Source organism: Pseudomonas antarctica (assembly GCF_900624995.1).
Classification (GTDB): Bacteria; Pseudomonadota; Gammaproteobacteria; order Pseudomonadales; family Pseudomonadaceae; genus Aquipseudomonas; species Aquipseudomonas antarctica.
On sequence record NZ_UYXQ01000002.1, the window covers coordinates 142,720 to 161,665 of the forward strand.

The following is an 18,946-nucleotide window of genomic DNA, read 5'->3' on the forward strand; positions in this document are numbered from 1 at the left end:
GCTTTTGTGGCAGGCGGGGTGACGCATGCATAACCCCTGCGCCCTGATCCCGGTTTACAACCATGAAGCCGCCGTGCCGGCTGTGGTCCACAGCCTGCTGAACAGCGGTTTGCCGTGCCTGCTGGTCGACGACGGCAGCAGCCCAGCCTGCGCGGCGGTCTTGGCGCAACTGGCGACACTCGAAAACGTCACGCTGCTGACCTTGCCCAGCAACCAAGGCAAAGGCGGCGCGGTCATGGCCGGCTTCCGCGAAGCCGCGCGTCTGGGCTTCACGCATGCCCTGCAAGTGGACGCCGACGGTCAGCACGACCTGCGTGAAGTCGAGTGTTTCCTCGACACCTCACGCAGGCACCCCGACGCGGTGATCTGCGGCTACCCCGAATACGACGACAGCGTGCCCAAGGGCCGCTTGTACGCCCGCTACCTGACCCACGTGTGGGTGTGGATCAACACCCTGTCGCTGCAGATCCGCGACTCGATGTGTGGCTTTCGCGTGTACCCGCTGGCACCCACGCTAGCCCTGATGAACTCTGCCTACATCGGCACGCGCATGGATTTCGACTCCGACATCCTGGTCCGCCTGGCCTGGCGTAACCAGCCGATGCGCTGGCTGCCGACCAAGGTGCATTACCCCGCCGACGGCTTGTCGCACTTCCGCCTGCTGCACGACAACGTGCGCATCTCAGCCATGCACACGCGGCTGTTCTTCGGTATGTTGGTGCGCGCCCCGATGATCCTGTGGCGACGGTGGCAAGCATGAGCGACAGCACCAAGCATTGGGCCGACCGCGAAGAGCGCGGCAGCTTCTGGCTGATGAAACTTACCGCTGTCGCCGCCAAAGTCCTTGGCCGTCGCCTGCTGAGCCCGCTGTTGTACGGCATCGTGTTGTACTTCTTCCTGTTCGGCCGCACCGCGCGCCACAGCGCCTGGGAATACCAGCAGCGCCTGGCCGACTGGAGCGGGCGCGATGAGCTGCGGCCCACGCATAAAAAAGTCTTCGGCCAGTTCATGGCGTTTGCCGACTCATTGCTCGACAAGCTCGACGTGTGGAACGGCAAGCTGCGCCTGGAGCAGATCGAAATCAACGACCCGGCGCAATTGCGTGGGCAACTGCGCGGCGAACGCGGGCAGATGCTGGTCGGCGCACATTTGGGCAACCTTGAAGTATGCCGCGCGCTGGCGGAGATGGGTGAACAAGTCACCATGAACGTGCTGGTGCACACCAAGCACGCCGAGCGTTTCAACCGCCTGCTGGGCGAAGCCGGGGCCACGCATCTGCGCTTGATCCAGGTCAGCGAATTGGACCCGGCGACCATGTTGCTGCTCAGCCAGCGCCTGGACGACGGCGAGTGGCTGGCAATTGCCGGTGACCGCGTGCCGCTGCACGGTGGGCGCAAGGTGCGTGTGGATTTCCTCGGCTTTGAGGCGGCATTCCCCCAAGGCCCGTGGCTGCTGGCCGGGTTGCTCAAATGCCCGGTCAACCTGCTGATGTGCCTGAAGCATCAGGGCCGCTATCGCCTGACCATCGAGCCGTTCGCCCAATTGATCGAATGGAAACGCAGCACCCGCGAGCAGGTCATCACCCTGTGGACCGCGCGCTACGCCGCACGCCTGGGCCAATTCTGCCTGGAAGCGCCCCAACAATGGTTCAACTTTTACCCTTTCTGGAAGACCGATGACGACGCACCTTGAGCCGGTAACTTTTGGCGAACGCGCTTTGCGCATTGAAGACGTGTTGGCCTTGGCCAACCGTCAGGCGCCCACGCAGTTACAGGGCGACGCGGCGTATCGCCAGCGCATTGCCAAAGGCGCGCAGTTCCTCGACTCGCTGCTGGACAAAGAAGGCGTGATCTACGGTGTAACCACCGGCTACGGCGACTCGTGCGTGGTGGCAGTGCCGTTGCAGCACGTCGAGGCGTTGCCGCGTCATCTGTACACCTTCCACGGCTGCGGGTTAGGCAAGTTGCTCGACGCCCAAGCCACCCGCGCCGTGCTGGCGGCGCGTTTGCAGTCGCTGTGCCACGGTGTTTCCGGGGTGCGTGTGGAACTGCTGGAGCGCCTGCATGCGTTTCTGGAACACGACGTGCTGCCGCTGATCCCGGAAGAAGGCTCGGTGGGCGCCAGCGGGGATTTGACGCCGCTGTCCTACGTGGCCGCGACCTTGTCCGGCGAGCGTGAAGTGATGTTCGGTGGCGAGCGTCGCCAGGCCATCGACGTGCACCGCGAGCTCGGTTGGGAGCCGCTGGTGCTGCGCCCCAAAGAAGCCCTGGCATTGATGAACGGCACCGCCGTGATGACCGGCCTCGCCTGCCTGGCCTTCGCCCGCGCCGACTACCTGCTGCAACTGGCCACGCGCATCACCGCGCTGAACGTGGTGGCGCTGCAAGGCAACCCGGAACACTTCGACGAACGCCTGTTCGCCGCCAAACCGCACCCGGGGCAGATGCAAGTCGCCGCATGGCTGCGCAAGGACCTGGCGATTGACGCGCCGACCGCGCCGCTGCACCGCCTGCAGGATCGCTATTCGCTGCGCTGTGCGCCCCACGTGCTCGGCGTGTTGGCCGACAGCCTGAACTGGCTGCGCACGTTTATCGAGATCGAACTGAACAGCGCCAACGACAACCCGATCATCGATGCCGAAGAGGAACGCGTGCTGCACGGCGGGCATTTCTACGGCGGGCACATCGCCTTCGCCATGGACAGCCTCAAGACCTTGGTGGCCAACGTCGCCGACCTGCTCGACCGCCAGCTCGCGCTGCTGGTGGACGTGCGCTACAACCACGGTTTGCCGAGCAATCTGTCCGGCGCGCCGGCCGACCGCGCAATGATCAACCATGGTTTCAAGGCGGTGCAGATCGGCACCAGCGCCTGGACCGCCGAAGCGTTGAAAAACACCATGCCGGCCAGCGTGTTCTCGCGCTCCACCGAGTGCCATAACCAGGACAAGGTGAGCATGGGCACCATCGCCGCCCGCGATGCGATCCGCGTGCTGGAACTGACCGAACAGGTGGCCGCCGCCACCCTGCTCGCGGCCAACCAAGGTGTGTGGCTGCGTGCCCAGGCTGAGGATGCGCGGCCACTGCCGCCGGCCTTGGCGGCCATGCATGAAGCACTCGCCAAAGACTTCCCGCCGGTCATCGAAGACCGTGCACTGGAAGGCGAACTGCGCCTGTGCCTCAAGCGTATCGCCGAGCAACACTGGAGGCTGCATGCGTAGCCAAGGCGTGTTGCATTGCGACACTGAAATCCGCGTGCCGTTTTTCGACATCGACACCATGAACGTGGTGTGGCACGGGCATTACGTGAAGTACCTGGAAGTGGCGCGCTGCGCGCTGCTGGACAAGCTCGGCCATAACTACACCGCGATGCTCGAATCCGGCTACGCCTGGCCGGTGATCGACATGCAGCTGCGCTACGTGCGCGGCGCCACCTTTGGCCAAACCATCAATGTGCGCGCCAGCCTGGTGGAATGGGAGAACCGTTTGAAGGTGAATTACCTGATCACCGATCTGGCCAGCGGCGAACGCCTGACCCGTGCCAGCACCGTGCAAGTGGCGGTAGCGATTGCCAGCCGCGAGATGCAGCTAGCCTCACCGAACGTATTCACCGACGCCGTCGAAAGGGCCTTGGCATGAGAGTCTTAATACTGTTTGCAAGCTTGATACTGAGCCTCAGCGCCCATGCTTTCGACCTGCAACAACTCAGCGATCAACTGGCAAAACCGTCCGTGATCCACGGCACCTTCACCCAGGAAAAACACCTGCGCGCTCTGCCACAACCCTTGGTCAGCAAAGGCACCTTCGTGCTCGCCAAAGACCGCGGCCTGCTGTGGCTGCTGAAAACCCCGTTGCAACAGGACTACCGCATCAGCACCCAAGGCATCGCGCGCCGCGACGCCAACGGCTGGCAACCGCTGCCGAACAAGAGCGCCGGTGCCGAGCAGAACCGTCTGTTCCTCGCCGTGCTCCAAGGCGACAGCAGCGGCCTGCAGCGCGACTTCGACCTGCAACTGCAAGGCGACGCCACGCAATGGAAGCTGACGCTCACACCACGCTCATTGCTGCTCAAGCAAGTCTTCACCCAGATCAATATCGACGGCGGCGAGCTGGTCCAAACCATCCAACTGCTGGAAACCCAAGGCGACAGCACCGTGCTGCGCATGCAGGACAGCACAGCCGGCCAACCGTTGAGCGAAGCGGAGCGTCATGACTTTGCCCAGTGAGCGCCTGTTACCGCGCCTGTTCCTGATCTTGCTGGTGGCCGTGCTGGCCCTGGCCGGTTGGCAGTGGCGCCATGGCGCGCCGCTGTCGGCCAACCTGATGGAGCTGGTGCCGGGCAGCACGCCGGATGCACTGGAGCTCAAAGCCGAGCAGCGCATGCAGGAACCGCTGAACCGCGAAATGCTGGTGCTGGTGGGGCATGCCGATCGGCAAACAGCCGTGGCCGTCGCGCAGCAATTGGGCGAGCGCTGGCAGGCCAGCGGGCTGTTTGAAAAAGTGCAGTGGAACCTGCAAGCCGACTTGCCGGCGTTGCGCGAGCAATTGCTGCGCGGGCGACTGGCGATGCTCTCGACCAAAGACCGCGAGCAACTGATCGAGCACCCTGACGCGTTCATCCAGCAGCGTGTACAAGCGCTGTTCGACCCGTTCACCGGGTTCAGCCTGGTGCCGAGCCAGGACGACTGGCTAGGCCTCACCGGACGTATCCAGAACAGCCAGCCGCAGCAGGGTTCGGTGCAACTGGATATCGGCAGCGGCGCGCTGATCGCCGATGCCGACGGCAAAAGCTGGGTGCTGTTGCGCGCGCGCACCACCGGCAACGCTTTCGATATGAAACTGCCGCTGCAAGTGGCGGATTTACTCCAGGCCAGCCGCACGCAGGCCAGCGAACAAGGCGCGCAATTGCTCGCCGCCAGCGGGTTGCTCTATGCCGCCAATGGGCAGCAGCAGGCCACCCGGGAAATCACCTGGGTCGGCGGCGGCGCGACCCTTGGCATTCTGCTGCTATTGCTTGTGGCGTTCCGCCGCTGGCGCGTGCTACTGGCCTTTGTGCCGGTGTTGGTGGGCGTGTTGTTTGGTGCGGTGGCCTGTGTGGCACTGTTCGGCCATATGCATGTGATGACACTGGTGCTGGGCTCCAGCCTGATCGGCGTGGCCGTGGATTACCCGCTGCACTACCTGTCGAAAAGCTGGAGCCTGCAGCCGTGGCGCAGTTGGCCGGCGTTGCGACTGACGCTGCCGGGGTTGAGCCTGAGCCTGGCGACCAGCTGCATCGGCTACCTGGCGTTGGCCTGGACGCCCTTTGCGGCGCTGACGCAAATCGCGGTGTTCTCCGCCGCCGGCTTAGTCGGTGCCTACCTGTCGGCCGTATGCTTGTTGCCCGCGCTGCTCAAAGGCGTGGAACTGCGCCCGGCGCAATGGCCGCTGCGCATCGCCGAATGCTTGTGGCTATTGCGCGCCTCTTTACTCAAACGTGTACCCAGCCCATTTCTGCTGGCGTGGGTGCTGTTGTTTTGTGCCGGTGGCCTGTGGCAACTGAACAGCAAAAACGATATTCGCCAATGGATCGGCGCCCCGCCGCAACTGCTGCAAGAAGCTCAGGCAGTGGCGCGCATCACCGGCTTCCAGCCCACTAGCCAGTTCTTTCTGGTGCGGGCCGACAATCAGCAGCAGTTGCTGGAACGTCAGGCGGCCTTGGGCCAACGTCTGGACTCACTGGTGAATATGGACAAGCTGCAGGGTTACCTGGCACTCAACCAACTGGTCAACCTGCCCGCCGAACAGCAACAGCTGCGCGATGCGCTGAACCAACTGCCGCAACACTGGCAGCCGCTGCTGGACCTTGGCGTGCCCGCCAGCGCCCTGCAAGCCGAAGTCGCGCAGCTGCAAGCCTTGCCCACCGAAGACATCGACGCTGCGCTGGTCGGCCCCTTGGCCGAGCCTTGGCGCACATTGTGGCTCGGCCCGGTAGACGGCGGCGTGGCAGCGATGGTCAGCCTGCAAGGCTTGAACAACCCGACATTGCTGCGGGTGCAGGCGCTGGACCTGCCCGGCGTGCAACTGGTCGATCGCCTGGGGGATTTAAACCGGGTATTCGCCGACACGCAGATCAGCGCGGCAGAATTAAAATTGATGTCGTGCGTGCTGATCGTGCTGCTACTGATCCTGCCGTTCGGCTTTGGCGGGGCCTTGCGCATCGTTGCTCTGCCGCTGCTGGCGGCGCTGTGCAGCCTGGCCAGCCTGGGTTGGCTGGGCCAGCCGCTGACCCTGTTCAGCCTGTTTGGCCTGCTGTTGGTCACGGCCATCAGCGTCGACTACGCGATCTTGATGCGCGAACAGATCGGCGGCGCCGCCGTGAGCCTTTTGGGTACGCTGCTGGCCGCGCTGACGACCTGGTTGTCATTTGGCCTGCTGGCGGTATCGAGTACGCCAGCTGTGAGCAATTTCGGCCTGTCGGTCAGCCTGGGTTTGGCGTTCAGCTTTATGCTGGCGCCTTGGGCCGGCCATCAGAAGCACGCCTTATGAATGTGATTATCGCCATAGCGGCAAGGAGCCCTCGTGCCCACAGTTGAAATGGAACGTCGCCAGGTGGTGGTGATTGGGGCCGGCCCGTCCGGGGCCATCGCCGCCGCGCTGTTAAAGCGCAACGGGCATGATGTATTGATTATCGAGCGCCAGCATTTCCCACGCTTCTCGATTGGCGAAAGCCTGCTGTCGCATTGCATCGACTTTATCGAAGAAGCCGGCATGCTTGAGGCCGTGCAGGCGGCGGGTTTCCAGGTAAAAACTGGCGCCGCGTTTGCCTGGGGCGAGCGCTACAGTGCGTTTGATTTTGGTGACACGTTCAGCAACGGTAAGCCCACCACCTTCCAGGTACAGCGCGGCGAGTTCGACAAATTGCTGGCTGACCAGGCTGCCTTGCAGGGCGTGGAAATTCGCTACGGCGAAACCATCGTCGGCGTGGACTTTGGAGGCGAAAGCCGTTATCTGCACGTGCACCGCGAGAACGGCAGCGAGTACCACCTCAAGGCCAAATTCGTGCTCGACGCCAGCGGCTACGGCCGCGTGCTGCCGCGTCTGCTGGACCTGGAGGCGCCATCGAATTTCCCGCTGCGCCAGGCGGTGTTCACCCACGTTGAAGACCGTATCGAATACCCAGGCTTTGACCGCACCAAGATCCTGATCACCACCCACCCCACCCTGCGTGACATCTGGTTCTGGACCATCCCATTCAGCAACGGTCGCTGCTCGGTGGGCGTGGTTGCGGCCAAGGAGCATTTCGACGGCCGCGACAGCGACCTTGATGCCTGCCTGCGCAGCTTTATCGCTGAAACCCCAAGCCTTGCCGGCGTGCTGCAAAACGCCGTGTGGGATACGCCTGCGCGCACCATCGGTGGCTACTCGGCCAACGTCAAAACCCTGCACGGCCCGGGCTTTGCGCTGCTGGGCAACGCGGCGGAATTCCTCGACCCGGTGTTTTCTTCCGGTGTGACCATCGCCATGCGTTCAGCGAGCATGGCCGCGGGGCTGCTGCATCGCCAACTCAAGGGCGAAACAGTGGATTGGCAAACCGAGTTTGCCGGGCCGTTGAAGCGCGGTGTCGACACCTTCCGTTGCTACGTCGAAGGCTGGTATGCCGGGACCTTTCAGGAGGTGATTTTCCACCCGGGCAGTTCGCCGGAGATTCGCCGGATGATCAGCTCGATCCTCGCCGGCTATGCGTGGGATGAGCGCAACCCATTTGTCAGCGAGCCCAAGCGGCGGTTGCGGATGTTGTCGGAGATTTGTGCAGGCGAAACAGTATGAGCACTCAATACCTGAGTAAAAACTACGTCGAAGAAACCAAGTTCGGCTTCTGGTTCCTGCGCAGCCACACCTGGCAGCACCACGTATTGCGCGTGGCGATCAACGACCTGCGCAGCTTGTTCAGCGAGCCGTTACCAGTGGCGCCGGTGTTGCTGGACGCCGGTTGTGGCCAAGGCAAGTCGTTCCAGTATTTGCAGCACGTATTCGCACCGCAGCGCCTGATCGGCCTGGACGCCGACCCCCACAGCCTGGAACTGAGCAAAACCGAGGCCGCGCGCCAAGGCCTGGCCATCGAGCTGATTGGCAGCGACTGCGCCACACTTGAGGTACCGGACGAAAGCGTCGATATCCTGTTCTGCCACCAGACCTTCCACCATCTGGTGGAACAGCATCGTGCCTTGAAAGAGTTCTACCGTGTACTCAAGCCGGGTGGCTACCTGCTGTTTGCCGAATCCACCGAAGCCTACATCGACACGTGGGTGATTCGCTGGCTGTTCCGCCACCCGATGCACGTGCAGAAAAGCGCCGAAGAATATTTGGAAATGCTGCGCGAACAGGGCTTTGAATTCGGCCCGCAGAACGTCTCGTACCCGTATTTGTGGTGGAGCCGTTCCAGCGATTTCGGCCTGCTCGAGCGCTGGGGCCTGCGTAACCCGCCACCGGTGGGCCAACGTGAAGAAACCTTGGTGAACTGCGTGGCGCGTAAACCTTTTGTGAGCGCCGCACCATGATCCGTCTACTGTTGATCGGCTGCCTGTTGCTGTTGAGCGCCTGCGCCAGCCAGCCGCCGCTGCCCGAGAAAACCCCGGCCCTGGCCTTGCCGATGCAATTGCACGTGCAGCGCCACGCAGGCGGCCAGAGCCAGGACTGGTTGCTGGTGATCCAGCGCGAAGGCGCTGCCATTCGCTGGTCGATGATGGACCCCTTGGGCATTCCCCTGGCCCGGCAAAAACTGATCAACGGCCAGTGGCAGGCCGATGGCTTGCTGCCGCCCAATCCTGCGGCACGCGAGCTGTTTGCCGCGCTATTGTTTGCCCTGACTTCATCGGATGACGTGCGCGCGCTTTACCCGAGTGCCCAAGCCATGGACCTCACACGTACGCTGCCGGGCCATTGGCAAATCGTCTATCAGTCGTCAGAGGTGTTCAGCGTGAACATGGCGGGTCAACCGTTGAGCTACCGCGTCACGCCGCTTGGGGCCGCCCGATGACGGCTTATCTGAATGCCCTGGGCGTGATCTGCGCCTTGGGCCGCGGCCAGGATGAAGTCAGCCGCAACCTGTTTGCCGGCGACTGCTGCGGCATGCGCGCCGAAAGTGGCTGGGTGCCGGAGCGTGTGTTACCAGTTGGCGGCGTGCGCACCGAGTTGGTGCCCCTGCCTGCTGAGCTGAACCAGCAAAGCAGCCGCAACAACCAGTTGCTGCTGGAAGCGGCGTTGCAGATCGAGGATCAGATCCGTCAGGCGATCCATACTTACGGCGCTTCGCGGGTCGCCATTGTGCTGGGCACCAGCACCTCGGGCATCGACGAGGCCAGCCGTGGCATCGCCAATTACCTGCGCGACAACCAGTTCCCCGGCGACTACGACTACCGCCAACAGGAACTCAGCGCCCCGGCAAACTTCCTCGCCGATTGGCTGCAACTGAGCGGCCCGGCCTATGTAATTTCCACCGCCTGCACCTCCAGCGCCCGCGCCTTGATGAGTGCCCAGCGCTTGCTGGACCTGGGCGTCTGCGACGCCGTGATCTGCGGCGGTGTCGACAGCCTGTGCAAGCTCACGCTTAACGGTTTTACCTCGCTGGAAGCCGTCTCCAGCGAGCGCTGCAATCCGTTCTCTGTAAACCGCAATGGCATCAATATCGGCGAAGCGGCCGTGCTGTTCTTGATGACTAAAGAGCGGGCACCGATTGCCTTGCTAGGCAGTGGCGCCAGTTGCGACGCGCACCATATCTCCGCGCCAGAGCCCACCGGCAAAGGCGCATTGCAGGCGATGCGCAAGGCCTTGGCCAGCGCAAAACTTGTGCCCGAGCAGATCGGTTACCTGAACTTGCACGGCACCGCCACCCAACACAACGACGCCATGGAAAGCCTGGCTGTCGCCAGCCTGTTTCCCCAAGGCGTGGCGTGCTCATCGACCAAGCCCATGACCGGCCACACCCTCGGTGCCGCCGGTGCGTTGGAGGCGGCGTTCTGCTGGCTGAGCCTGGCCCACGGCCGCGTGCCACCGCATGTGTGGGACGGCCACCCCGACCCGGCGCTGCCTGCCCTGCAATGGGCACAGACCGGCGACACCTTGAAAAAACGCTGCCTGATGAGCAATTCGTTTGCCTTTGGCGGTAACAACGTCAGCCTGATAATCGCAGAGGCCTTATGATCGATTGGCCACTCGCCGAACTGCTGCCCCACGCGGGTGACATGATCCTGATAGACCAGGTGTTGTCGTTCGATGAAGAGCAGATTCACACCCGCCTCACCGTCAAGCCCGGCGGTCTGTTCAACCGCGCGGACGGCAGCCTGCCGGCCTGGGTCGGCATCGAGCTGATGGCGCAAAGCGTCGCCGCCTATGCCGGGTGCCGCGCGCGCCAGAAAGGCGATGCGGTGGAATTGGGCTTCCTGCTCGGCACCCGCAAGTTTGAGTGCAACGTGGAACACTTCCCGGCAGGCGCCGAGTTGCGCATCCACGGCCTGCGCTCGCTGGAAGACGACAACGGCATGGGTGTGTTCGAATGCCACCTCACCGGCGACGGTATCCAGGCCAGCGCACGCTTGAACGTATTTCGACCGCCACAGGCGGCCAATTATTTAGATGAACCGAAGGACGAAACGCCATGACTGAATCCGTACTGGTCACCGGCTCCAGCCGTGGTATTGGCCGCGCCATCGCCCTGCGCCTGGCGCAGGCCGGGCATGACATCGTGCTGCATTGCCGCAGTGGTCGCGTTGAGGCCGACGCGGTGCAGGTCGAAATCCAAGCCTTGGGCCGCACGGCCCGCGTGCTGCAATTTGATGTGGCGGATCGCGCCAGCTGCAAGGCAATCCTTGAGGCCGACGTGGAGCAACATGGCGCCTATTACGGCGTAGTGCTCAACGCCGGCCTGACCCGCGACGGCGCGTTCCCGGCCTTGTCCGAAGACGATTGGGACGTGGTGATGCGCACCAACCTCGACGGTTTCTACAACGTGCTGCACCCGGTGATGATGCCGATGATTCGTCGTCGCGCCGCCGGCCGTATCGTGTGCATCACCTCGGTGTCGGGGCTGATCGGCAACCGTGGGCAAGTCAATTACAGCGCGTCTAAAGCTGGCCTGATTGGCGCCGCCAAGGCGCTGGCCATCGAGCTGGGTAAGCGCAAAATCACCGTCAACTGTGTGGCGCCCGGCTTGATCGACACGGCGATGCTGGATGAAAACGTGCCGGTGGAAGAGCTGATGAAGATGATCCCGGCGCAGCGCATGGGCACGCCTGAAGAAGTCGCCGGTGCGGTGAATTTCCTGATGTCGCCCGAGGCCGGTTACATCACGCGCCAGGTGTTGGCCGTGAACGGAGGCCTGTGCTGATGAAGCGCGTCGTCGTCACCGGCATGGCCGGCATGACCTCCTTGGGCTGTGACTGGGAGACCATCGCCGCCAACTTTCGCGCCAATCGCAGCGGCATTCGGCGCATGGACGAGTGGGACCGTTTCACCGAACTGAACACGCGCCTGGCCGGGCCGATCGACGATTTCGTGGTGCCTGCCCATTGGACGCGCAAGCAACTGCGCAGCATGGGCCGCGTCTCGCGCCTGGCCGTGTGGGCGGCGGAGCAGGCGTTGCAGGACGCCGGCTTACTCGGCGACGAGTCGATCAAGGACGGGCGCATGGGCGTGGCCTGTGGCTCGTCCACCGGCAGCACCGACGAGATCAAGGCGTTCGGCAATATGCTGCTGAACTCGGTGGCCGAGGGGCTGAATGCTAACTCCTATGTGCGCATGATGCCGCACACCACGGCGGCGAATATCAGCATCTTCTTTGGCCTCACCGGTCGGCTGATCCCGACGTCCAGCGCCTGCACCAGCGGCAGCCAGGGCATTGGCTATGCCTACGAGGCGATCAAGTTCGGTCGCCTGCCGTTGATGCTCGCCGGCGGCGCCGAAGAGCTGTGCCCCACCGAAGCGATGGTATTTGATGCGCTCTACGCCACCAGCCTGAAAAACGATGCGCCACAGACCAGCCCACGCCCTTACGACAGCGGCCGCGATGGCCTGGTGATCGGCGAAGGCGGCGGCATGTTGGTGCTCGAAGAACTCGAACACGCGTTGGCACGCGGGGCGCACATCCACGCCGAGCTGGTGGGTTTCGGCAGCAACGCCGACGGCCAGCACACCACCCGCCCGGAGCAGAAAACCATGCGCCGCGCGATGGAGCTGGCCCTGGAAGATGCAGGGCTTGAACCTTCGGCCATCGGCTACGTGAACGGTCATGGCACCGCCACCGACCAAGGCGATATCGCCGAGACCTTGGCCACCAGCAGCCTGTTCGGCAGCCGCATGCCCATCAGCTCGCAGAAAAGCTTCCTCGGCCACACCTTGGGCGCGTGCGGCGCGCTGGAGTCTTGGTTCAGCATCGAAATGATGAACCGCGACCAGTACGTGCACACCTTCAACCTCGATTCGGTTGACCCGCAATGCGGCGAGCTGGATTACCTGCAAGGTGGCTTTCGCGAAATGCACAACGATTACGTGATGAACAACAACTTTGCGTTTGGCGGCGTCAACACCTCGCTGATCTTCCGCCGCTGGTCCTGAATTTTTAATCGATTGGAGAAAACGGAATGTCTTCCTTGCTACGCGCCACCCTGATCACCCTGGCGTTGCTGACCACCGCCGGTTGCACCAACAAACCGGTGCTCAACACCCAGCACGCGCTGCCGGCCGACACCCAGGTCAGCGAAGACAAAATGAAGCAGGTCATCGTCAACGCCCTGCAAAAACGCGAGTGGACCGTGCAACGTCTGAGCCCGCAACTGGTGCAGGCTGAAATCACCGTGCGTAACCAGTACTTCGCTGCAATCGACATCCGCTACACCCGCAACAGCTACGCCATCACCTACCGCGACAGCCGCGACCTGGGCTATAAGGACGGCAAGATCCATCGCAACTACAACCGCTGGGTGAACAACTTGGACAGCGACATCATGGCGGGCTTGCGCAGCAATGGCGCGAATGAGGCGGGGTCGGCGGCGCAGTTGTTTGAGCAGACGGGGACGTCGAAGCAGAACTGAGGATCGCAGTCCGTCAGAAACGACAAAGGGCGCCTTTCGGCGCCCTCTTCACAAACACAGACCTTGAAAGGCATGGCTCTTACAGCGAGTCACTTTTTTACAAACGCCTAAAAAAGTAACCAAAAAACGCTTTGCCCTACCACTCGGTGCCTCGCCTAGGCTCGGCATGCCAGAACGAAGGCCATCGTGGTTAACGGGGCCTGTCAGATCAAGATCAAAATCTACAGCACGGCGGCCTAGTAGCCGACCTGAGTGGTTGAAGCAAAAGCACAGCAGAGCAGCACACTCTCTGTCTGATGTACTGAGATCCAACTGTGGGAGCTGGCTTGCCGGATCGCCGCACCGCTGCGATGCAGGCACCTCGGTGTTTCAGGTACACCAAGTTGATGCCATCGCAGGCAAGCCAGCTCCCACATTGGATTGAGTTCAGCTTCCACTATCAGGTCGGCTACTAGGCCGCCGTGCTCTTGATCTTAGGCGCCCCGTTAAACCACGCTGGCCGAACGCAGCTATTACGGAGTGTTGGGGCAAGAGCCCTTTGGTTACTTTGGGGCTTTTCCAAAGTGGCCCGCCGTAAGGGCGGAACCAATAGCGGCCATCACCCAAACAACGGATATGTACCCAGCGCCCCCCACGACAACCACAGCACTCAACCCATAAAAAGATGTGTAGATACCTATGTTCCTTGGGCTGATAGAGAAGTGCCATCCATATCACTCGCCTGAAAAAAACGATTCTGCGCAACTTTCGCGCGAATAACTAAGCCGGGGGCGTTACCTGATAGGCGACAGCGCCTACACCAGCGCCTTAAGCGTCAACAGCTCGACAAACGCCTCGGCCATCGGGGTTTGTGCGCCTTTGCGCTGCACCAGCCACACGGCCGTCAACGCTTCCTGATCGAGTAAGGTGCGATACACCACGCCATCAATGCGTATGCGCTGATAAGACGCCGGCAGCACCGATACACCCACACCTGCCGCCACCAACCCGATGATGGTCATCGCCTCCCCGGCTTCCTGGGCGAAGTGCGGGCTGAAGCCGGCGTCACGGGCCAGGTTGAGCAGTTGCGCATACAGGCCGCTGCCGTAGGTGCGAGGGAAGAATACAAACGGCTCCTGCGCCAGTTGCGCCAGGTGCAAACCGCGCTCGCTGCCTTCCACCAGCGGGTGGCCGGCATTCAGTACGGCGACCAGAGGCTCACGCATCAGTTCGATGACGCTAAGCGAGTCGGGCAACGGCAACGGCCGCATAAGCCCGACCTGGATCGACTCATCCACCAGCGACTCGGCCACTTCGGTGCTGCTCATCTCTTGCAGATTCAGGTGCACCGCCGGGAACGCCTGGCGAAACGCAAAGATCGCCTGCGGAATGCTGGAATTGAACGGCGCCGACGAGGTGAAGCCAATCTTCAACTCCCCCAGTTCGCCCAACTGCGCGCGCCGGGCTACGTCCGCCGCCTTGTCGACCTGCGCCAGCACCAATCGCGCCTCGTGGAGAAACAACCGCCCTGCCTCACTCAGCTCGACCCGACGATTGGTGCGCTCAAATAAGCGCGCGCCCACCTCTTGCTCCAGCGCCTGAATCTGCTGGCTCAGCGGCGGTTGCGAGATGCCCAGTACCTGCGCCGCACGGCCAAAATGCAGTTCTTCGGCGACGGCGATGAAGTACCGCAGGTGACGCAATTCCATGCAAACCTCATTAGGTCGTAAAAGCTATCAAACAGGTCGAACAATATATTGGAAAGAATCATTAGCCAGCTATATTCTTTTTTGCATTGCCAGTCTGGCAGGCTTTCCCTCGCCGAGGTCCCCGTGAAATCTGCTGTCGCTCCATTGGCTCAAGAAGCCCCGCCTACCGCCCTGGATGAGGTGGTGGCCCAGCTCAACGAGCAGTTCATCGAAAAAGGCACGCCGATGTTCATGCGCACCGCGCTGGCGCTGTTCTGCGGTGGGTTTGCGACCTTTGCGCTGCTGTATTGCGTGCAGCCGATGATGCCGGCGCTGTCCCACGAGTTTTCTATCAATGCCGCGCAAAGTAGCCTGATCCTCTCGGTTGCCACGGCGATGCTTGCCTTGGGATTGCTGATCACTGGGCCGATTTCCGACCGGCTGGGGCGCAAGCCCGTGATGGTGTCCGCGTTGTTCTGTGCCGCGCTGGCGACCATCGCCAGTGGCTTGATGCCGACGTGGGAAGGGATTCTGCTGATGCGCGCGTTGGTGGGTTTGTCATTGAGCGGTCTGGCCGCTGTAGCGATGACCTACCTGAGCGAAGAGATTCACCCGCAACACATCGGCCTGGCCATGGGGCTCTACATCGGCGGCAATGCGATTGGCGGCATGAGTGGGCGTTTGATCATGGGCGTGCTGATCGACTTCGTCAGTTGGCACACCGCCACGCTGATCATCGGCGCCCTGGCGCTGATCGCGGCCACGGTGTTCTGGAAAATCCTGCCTGAATCGCGCAACTTCCGCGCCAGCAGCCTCAAGCCGCGCAACTTGCTGGATGGTTTTGTCATGCACTTCAAGGACGCGGGCCTGCCCTGGTTGTTCCTTGAGGCGTTCCTGCTGATGGGCGCCTTTGTGACGATGTTCAACTACATCGGCTATCGCCTGCTGGCCTCGCCCTACGAGCTGAGCCAGGCCGTGGTCGGCCTGTTGTCGCTGGTGTACCTGTCGGGTATCTACAGCTCGGCAAAGATCGGCTCGCTGGCTGATCGGCTCGGCCGTCGTCGTGTGTTGTGGGGCACCATCGTGCTGATGCTTTCGGGGATGTTATTGACACTGTTCACCCCGCTATGGCTGGTGGTCTCGGGCATGCTGATCTTTACCTTCGGCTTCTTCGGCGCCCACTCGGTGGCCAGCAGCTGGATCGGCCGCCGCGCAGTCAAGGCCAAGGGGCAGGCTTCATCGCTGTACTTGTTCTGCTACTACGTGGGCTCGAGTATTGCCGGTACAGCGGGCGGGTTCTTCTGGCACTTTGCCGGGTGGAATGGGATTGGCGGGTTTATCGTGGCGCTGTTGATTGGCGCGCTATTGGTGGCGCTGAAGCTGGCGAAGCTGGCGCCGCTGGGGAATGTATAGGCAAGCCCGCTCCCGTATTTGTTTTGTGTACACCCTAATAAAAAGCCCGGCACTGCCGGGCTTTTTCATTACTCGTGGTACTGCGCCGACAGCTCATGCACCGCACGCAGGAACGCGCCAGCATGTTCCGGGTTCACTTCCGGCGTGATGCCATGCCCGAGGTTGAACACGTGCCCACTGCCCTTGCCGTAGCTGGCCAGGATGCGGCCGACTTCAGTGCGGATCGCTTCCGGCTTGGCGTACAGCACGGTCGGGTCCATGTTGCCTTGCAGCGCGACGCGGTTGCCCACGCGCTGACGGGCTTCGCCGAGGTCGCAGGTCCAGTCCAGGCCGAGTGCATCGGCACCGGCGTCGGCGATGCTTTCCAGCCACAGGCCGCCACCTTTGGTGAACATGATCACCGGCACTTTGCGGCCTTCGTGTTCGCGGATCAGGCCGCTGACGATTTTGCGCATGTAGGCCAGGGAGAACTCCTGGTACGCCGCCGACGACAGGTTGCCGCCCCAGGTATCGAAGATCTGCACCGCTTGCGCGCCGGCCATGATCTGGCCGTTGAGGTAGCTGGTGACCGACTGCGCCAGCTTGTCCAACAGCAGGTGCATGGCTTGCGGGTTGTCGTAGAGCATGGCCTTGGTCTTGCGGAAGTCTTTCGACGAGCCGCCTTCGACCATATAAGTAGCCAAGGTCCATGGGCTGCCGGAGAAGCCGATCAGCGGCACGCGGCCATTGAGCTCGCGGCGGATGGTGCTGACCGCATCCATCACGTAGCCGAGGTCTTTGTGCGGATCAGGAATCGGCAGGGCTTCGATGTCGGCCAGGGTGCTGACGACTTTCTTGAAACGCGGGCCTTCGCCGGTTTCGAAGTACAGGCCTTGGCCCATAGCGTCGGGGATGGTGAGGATATCGGAGAAGAGGATGGCCGCGTCCAGTTGTGGGTAGCGGTCCAGCGGCTGCATCGTGACTTCGCAGGCGAACTCCGGGTTCATGCACAGGCTCATGAAGTCGCCGGCGTGGGCGCGACTGGCGCGGTATTCCGGCAGGTAGCGACCGGCTTGACGCATCATCCACACGGGCGTGACGTCTACGGGTTGCTTGAGCAGGGCACGAAGAAAACGGTCGTTCTTGAGGGCAGTCATGTCGGCATCCGCAAAAAAAGTGCGGGCATTTTCTCAGAGCGCGACGCAAAAGGCACGGTATGAGCCGTGCCTTTTGTCTATCGGGTCAATTTGTCGCGGACATAAGAGCGCCGCAAAACACATGTGGGAGCGGGCTTGCTCGCGAAAACGGTGGGTCAGCCAATACATCTGGTGACTGATACACCGCATTCGCGAGCAAGCCCGCTCCCACATTTTGATCCCATTTCAACTGGGGATCGGAGTCAGACCTGCAGGTAATCCAGGATCCCTTCAGCGGCATTGCGGCCTTCGAAGATCGCGGTTACCACCAAGTCAGACCCGCGCACCATATCGCCACCGGCGAAGATTTTCGGGTTGCTGGTCTGGTGCTTGTACTGACCTTGCTCGGGGGCTACGACACGGCCCTGGCTGTCGGTCTGGATCTCGAACTGCTCGAACCACGGCGCCGGGCTCGGGCGGAAGCCGAAAGCGATGACCACGGCGTCGGCCGGGATGATCTCTTCGGAACCCGGGATCGGCTCAGGGCTGCGACGGCCACGGGCGTCCGGCTCGCCGAGACGGGTCTCGACCACCTTTACGCCTTCGACACGGTCTTCACCGACGATGGCGATCGGCTGGCGGTTGTAGAGGAACTTCACACCTTCTTCCTTGGCGTTCTTCACCTCTTTGCGCGAGCCGGGCATGTTGGCTTCGTCACGACGGTACGCACAGGTCACCGACTTGGCGCCCTGGCGGATCGAGGTGCGGTTGCAGTCCATCGCGGTGTCACCACCGCCGAGCACCACAACCTTCTTGCCTTTCATGTCGACGAAATCTTCCGGCGACTTTTCAAAGCCCAGGTTACGGTTAACGTTGGCGATCAGGAAGTCGAGCGCGTCGTACACGCCCGGCAGGTCCTCACCGGCAAAGCCGCCCTTCATGTAGGTGTAGGTGCCCATGCCCATGAACACCGCATCGTATTCGGCGAGCAGTTGCTCCATGGTGATGTCTTTACCGATTTCGGTATTGAGACGGAACTCGATACCCATGCCGGTGAACACTTCACGACGGTGGCTCAGTACGGTTTTTTCCAGCTTGAACTCGGGGATGCCGAAGGTCAGCAGGCCGCCGATTTCCGGGTTCTTGTCGAACACCACCGGGGTCACGCCTCCGCGCACCAGTACGTCGGCACAGCCCAGGCCCGCCGGGCCTGCGCCGATGATCGCGACACGCTTGCCGGTCGGCTTGACCTTGGACATGTCCGGGCGCCAGCCCATGGCGAACGCGGTGTCGGTGATGTACTTCTCAACCGAACCGATGGTCACCGCGCCGAAGCCATCGTTAAGGGTGCAGGCACCCTCGCACAGACGGTCTTGCGGGCACACCCGGCCGCAGACTTCCGGCAGGGTGTTGGTCTGGTGCGACAGCTCGGCGGCGGCGAGGATGTTGCCCTCGGCCACCAATTTGAGCCAGTTTGGAATGAAGTTGTGCACCGGGCACTTCCATTCGCAATACGGGTTACCGCAACCCAGGCAGCGGTGGGCCTGGTCGGCCGAGTGCTGGGGTTTGAAGGGCTCGTAGATTTCCACGAACTCTTTCTTGCGTTGACGCAACAGTTTCTTCTTCGGATCTTTGCGCCCGACATCGATGAACTGGAAGTCGTTATTCAGACGTTCAGCCATGTTAAA

18 protein-coding genes are annotated in these 18,946 nt (G+C 62.2%); 15 read left to right on the forward strand and 3 right to left on the reverse strand.

Annotation, left to right across the window (positions count from 1 at the left end; translation table 11 throughout):
* Positions 1–25: 25 nt before the first annotated feature.
* The 14 genes from E0F99_RS02355 to E0F99_RS02420 are packed head-to-tail and all read left to right on the forward strand — an operon-like array spanning position 26 to position 13,063.
* Positions 26–760 (forward strand): glycosyltransferase family 2 protein, encoded by a 735-nt coding sequence (locus tag E0F99_RS02355; protein ID WP_083355633.1) that lies wholly within the window; start codon positions 26–28, stop codon positions 758–760.
* Positions 757–1,692: an LpxL/LpxP family acyltransferase gene (locus E0F99_RS02360; RefSeq protein ID WP_083355634.1), complete on the forward strand. Its 936-nt coding sequence runs from the start codon at positions 757–759 to the stop codon at positions 1,690–1,692. The genes E0F99_RS02355 and E0F99_RS02360 overlap by 4 nt, the downstream gene beginning before the upstream one ends.
* Positions 1,676–3,217 (forward strand): HAL/PAL/TAL family ammonia-lyase, encoded by a 1,542-nt coding sequence (locus tag E0F99_RS02365; protein ID WP_083355635.1) that lies wholly within the window; start codon positions 1,676–1,678, stop codon positions 3,215–3,217. Before E0F99_RS02360 ends, E0F99_RS02365 begins: the two co-directional genes overlap by 17 nt.
* Positions 3,210–3,635: an acyl-CoA thioesterase gene (locus E0F99_RS02370; RefSeq protein WP_083355636.1), complete on the forward strand. Its 426-nt coding sequence runs from the start codon at positions 3,210–3,212 to the stop codon at positions 3,633–3,635. The genes E0F99_RS02365 and E0F99_RS02370 overlap by 8 nt, the downstream gene beginning before the upstream one ends.
* Positions 3,632–4,222 carry an outer membrane lipoprotein carrier protein LolA gene (locus E0F99_RS02375; RefSeq protein ID WP_130908692.1) on the forward strand — a complete coding sequence of 197 codons (591 nt, stop codon included), beginning with the start codon at positions 3,632–3,634 and terminating at the stop codon, positions 4,220–4,222. The genes E0F99_RS02370 and E0F99_RS02375 overlap by 4 nt, the downstream gene beginning before the upstream one ends.
* Entirely contained in the window at positions 4,206–6,524 is a 2,319-nt protein-coding gene (locus tag E0F99_RS02380) for an MMPL family transporter (RefSeq protein ID WP_083355637.1), read from the forward strand. The genes E0F99_RS02375 and E0F99_RS02380 overlap by 17 nt, the downstream gene beginning before the upstream one ends.
* A 33-nt stretch (positions 6,525–6,557) precedes the next feature.
* Positions 6,558–7,805, forward strand: a complete 1,248-nt coding sequence (locus E0F99_RS02385; RefSeq protein ID WP_130908693.1) for an NAD(P)/FAD-dependent oxidoreductase — start codon at positions 6,558–6,560, stop codon at positions 7,803–7,805.
* Entirely contained in the window at positions 7,802–8,536 is a 735-nt protein-coding gene (locus E0F99_RS02390; RefSeq protein WP_083355639.1) for a class I SAM-dependent methyltransferase, read from the forward strand. The genes E0F99_RS02385 and E0F99_RS02390 overlap by 4 nt, the downstream gene beginning before the upstream one ends.
* Positions 8,533–9,015: a hypothetical protein gene (locus E0F99_RS02395; RefSeq protein ID WP_083355640.1), complete on the forward strand. Its 483-nt coding sequence runs from the start codon at positions 8,533–8,535 to the stop codon at positions 9,013–9,015. The genes E0F99_RS02390 and E0F99_RS02395 overlap by 4 nt, the downstream gene beginning before the upstream one ends.
* The gene (locus E0F99_RS02400; RefSeq protein WP_083355641.1) at positions 9,012–10,178 is read left to right on the forward strand and encodes a beta-ketoacyl-[acyl-carrier-protein] synthase family protein; all 1,167 of its coding nucleotides are present in this window, start codon (positions 9,012–9,014) and stop codon (positions 10,176–10,178) included. Before E0F99_RS02395 ends, E0F99_RS02400 begins: the two co-directional genes overlap by 4 nt.
* Positions 10,175–10,636: a hotdog family protein gene (locus E0F99_RS02405; protein ID WP_083355642.1), complete on the forward strand. Its 462-nt coding sequence runs from the start codon at positions 10,175–10,177 to the stop codon at positions 10,634–10,636. The genes E0F99_RS02400 and E0F99_RS02405 overlap by 4 nt, the downstream gene beginning before the upstream one ends.
* Positions 10,633–11,361: a 3-oxoacyl-ACP reductase FabG gene (gene fabG / locus E0F99_RS02410; RefSeq protein WP_083355643.1), complete on the forward strand. Its 729-nt coding sequence runs from the start codon at positions 10,633–10,635 to the stop codon at positions 11,359–11,361. The genes E0F99_RS02405 and fabG overlap by 4 nt, the downstream gene beginning before the upstream one ends.
* Complete coding sequence (locus E0F99_RS02415; RefSeq protein ID WP_083355644.1) at positions 11,361–12,587, forward strand: beta-ketoacyl-ACP synthase; 1,227 nt, start codon at positions 11,361–11,363, stop codon at positions 12,585–12,587. Before fabG ends, E0F99_RS02415 begins: the two co-directional genes overlap by 1 nt.
* A 26-nt stretch (positions 12,588–12,613) precedes the next feature.
* A complete protein-coding gene (locus E0F99_RS02420; protein ID WP_083355645.1) occupies positions 12,614–13,063 on the forward strand; it encodes a hypothetical protein in 450 nt (149 codons plus the stop codon).
* A 794-nt stretch (positions 13,064–13,857) separates the two neighbouring features.
* Here the strand turns inward: E0F99_RS02420 and E0F99_RS02425 are convergent.
* Positions 13,858–14,751: a LysR family transcriptional regulator gene (locus E0F99_RS02425; protein ID WP_130908694.1), complete on the reverse strand. Its 894-nt coding sequence runs from the start codon at positions 14,749–14,751 to the stop codon at positions 13,858–13,860.
* A 144-nt stretch (positions 14,752–14,895) separates the two neighbouring features.
* Here E0F99_RS02425 and E0F99_RS02430 point away from each other — a divergent pair, with 144 nt between their 5' ends.
* On the forward strand, positions 14,896–16,143 hold the full coding sequence (locus E0F99_RS02430) for an MFS transporter (RefSeq protein ID WP_408003430.1): 1,248 nt from the start codon (positions 14,896–14,898) through the stop codon (positions 16,141–16,143).
* Between the two features lie 68 nt (positions 16,144–16,211).
* Here E0F99_RS02430 and hemE read toward each other — a convergent pair whose 3' ends face one another.
* Entirely contained in the window at positions 16,212–17,279 is a 1,068-nt protein-coding gene (gene hemE, locus E0F99_RS02435) for a uroporphyrinogen decarboxylase (protein WP_083355648.1), read from the reverse strand.
* A 242-nt stretch (positions 17,280–17,521) separates the two neighbouring features.
* Complete coding sequence (locus E0F99_RS02440; RefSeq protein ID WP_003187920.1) at positions 17,522–18,940, reverse strand: FAD-dependent oxidoreductase; 1,419 nt, start codon at positions 18,938–18,940, stop codon at positions 17,522–17,524.
* Between the last annotated feature and the right edge of the window lie 6 nt (positions 18,941–18,946).

Bases quoted from the DNA above. Each gene is read 5' to 3' on its own strand.
- E0F99_RS02355 (WP_083355633.1), top strand. From the start codon at position 26: ATGCATAACCCCTGCGCCCTGATCCCGGTTTACAACCATGAAGCCGCC.
- E0F99_RS02360 (WP_083355634.1), top strand. From the start codon at position 757: ATGAGCGACAGCACCAAGCATTGGGCCGACCGCGAAGAGCGCGGCAGC.
- E0F99_RS02365 (WP_083355635.1), top strand. From the start codon at position 1,676: ATGACGACGCACCTTGAGCCGGTAACTTTTGGCGAACGCGCTTTGCGC.
- E0F99_RS02370 (WP_083355636.1), top strand. From the start codon at position 3,210: ATGCGTAGCCAAGGCGTGTTGCATTGCGACACTGAAATCCGCGTGCCG.
- E0F99_RS02375 (WP_130908692.1), top strand. From the start codon at position 3,632: ATGAGAGTCTTAATACTGTTTGCAAGCTTGATACTGAGCCTCAGCGCC.
- E0F99_RS02380 (WP_083355637.1), top strand. From the start codon at position 4,206: ATGACTTTGCCCAGTGAGCGCCTGTTACCGCGCCTGTTCCTGATCTTG.
- E0F99_RS02390 (WP_083355639.1), top strand. From the start codon at position 7,802: ATGAGCACTCAATACCTGAGTAAAAACTACGTCGAAGAAACCAAGTTC.
- E0F99_RS02395 (WP_083355640.1), top strand. From the start codon at position 8,533: ATGATCCGTCTACTGTTGATCGGCTGCCTGTTGCTGTTGAGCGCCTGC.
- E0F99_RS02400 (WP_083355641.1), top strand. From the start codon at position 9,012: ATGACGGCTTATCTGAATGCCCTGGGCGTGATCTGCGCCTTGGGCCGC.
- E0F99_RS02405 (WP_083355642.1), top strand. From the start codon at position 10,175: ATGATCGATTGGCCACTCGCCGAACTGCTGCCCCACGCGGGTGACATG.
- fabG (WP_083355643.1), top strand. From the start codon at position 10,633: ATGACTGAATCCGTACTGGTCACCGGCTCCAGCCGTGGTATTGGCCGC.
- E0F99_RS02415 (WP_083355644.1), top strand. From the start codon at position 11,361: ATGAAGCGCGTCGTCGTCACCGGCATGGCCGGCATGACCTCCTTGGGC.
- E0F99_RS02420 (WP_083355645.1), top strand. From the start codon at position 12,614: ATGTCTTCCTTGCTACGCGCCACCCTGATCACCCTGGCGTTGCTGACC.
- E0F99_RS02425 (WP_130908694.1), bottom strand. From the start codon at position 14,751: ATGGAATTGCGTCACCTGCGGTACTTCATCGCCGTCGCCGAAGAACTG.
- hemE (WP_083355648.1), bottom strand. From the start codon at position 17,279: ATGACTGCCCTCAAGAACGACCGTTTTCTTCGTGCCCTGCTCAAGCAA.
- E0F99_RS02440 (WP_003187920.1), bottom strand. From the start codon at position 18,940: ATGGCTGAACGTCTGAATAACGACTTCCAGTTCATCGATGTCGGGCGC.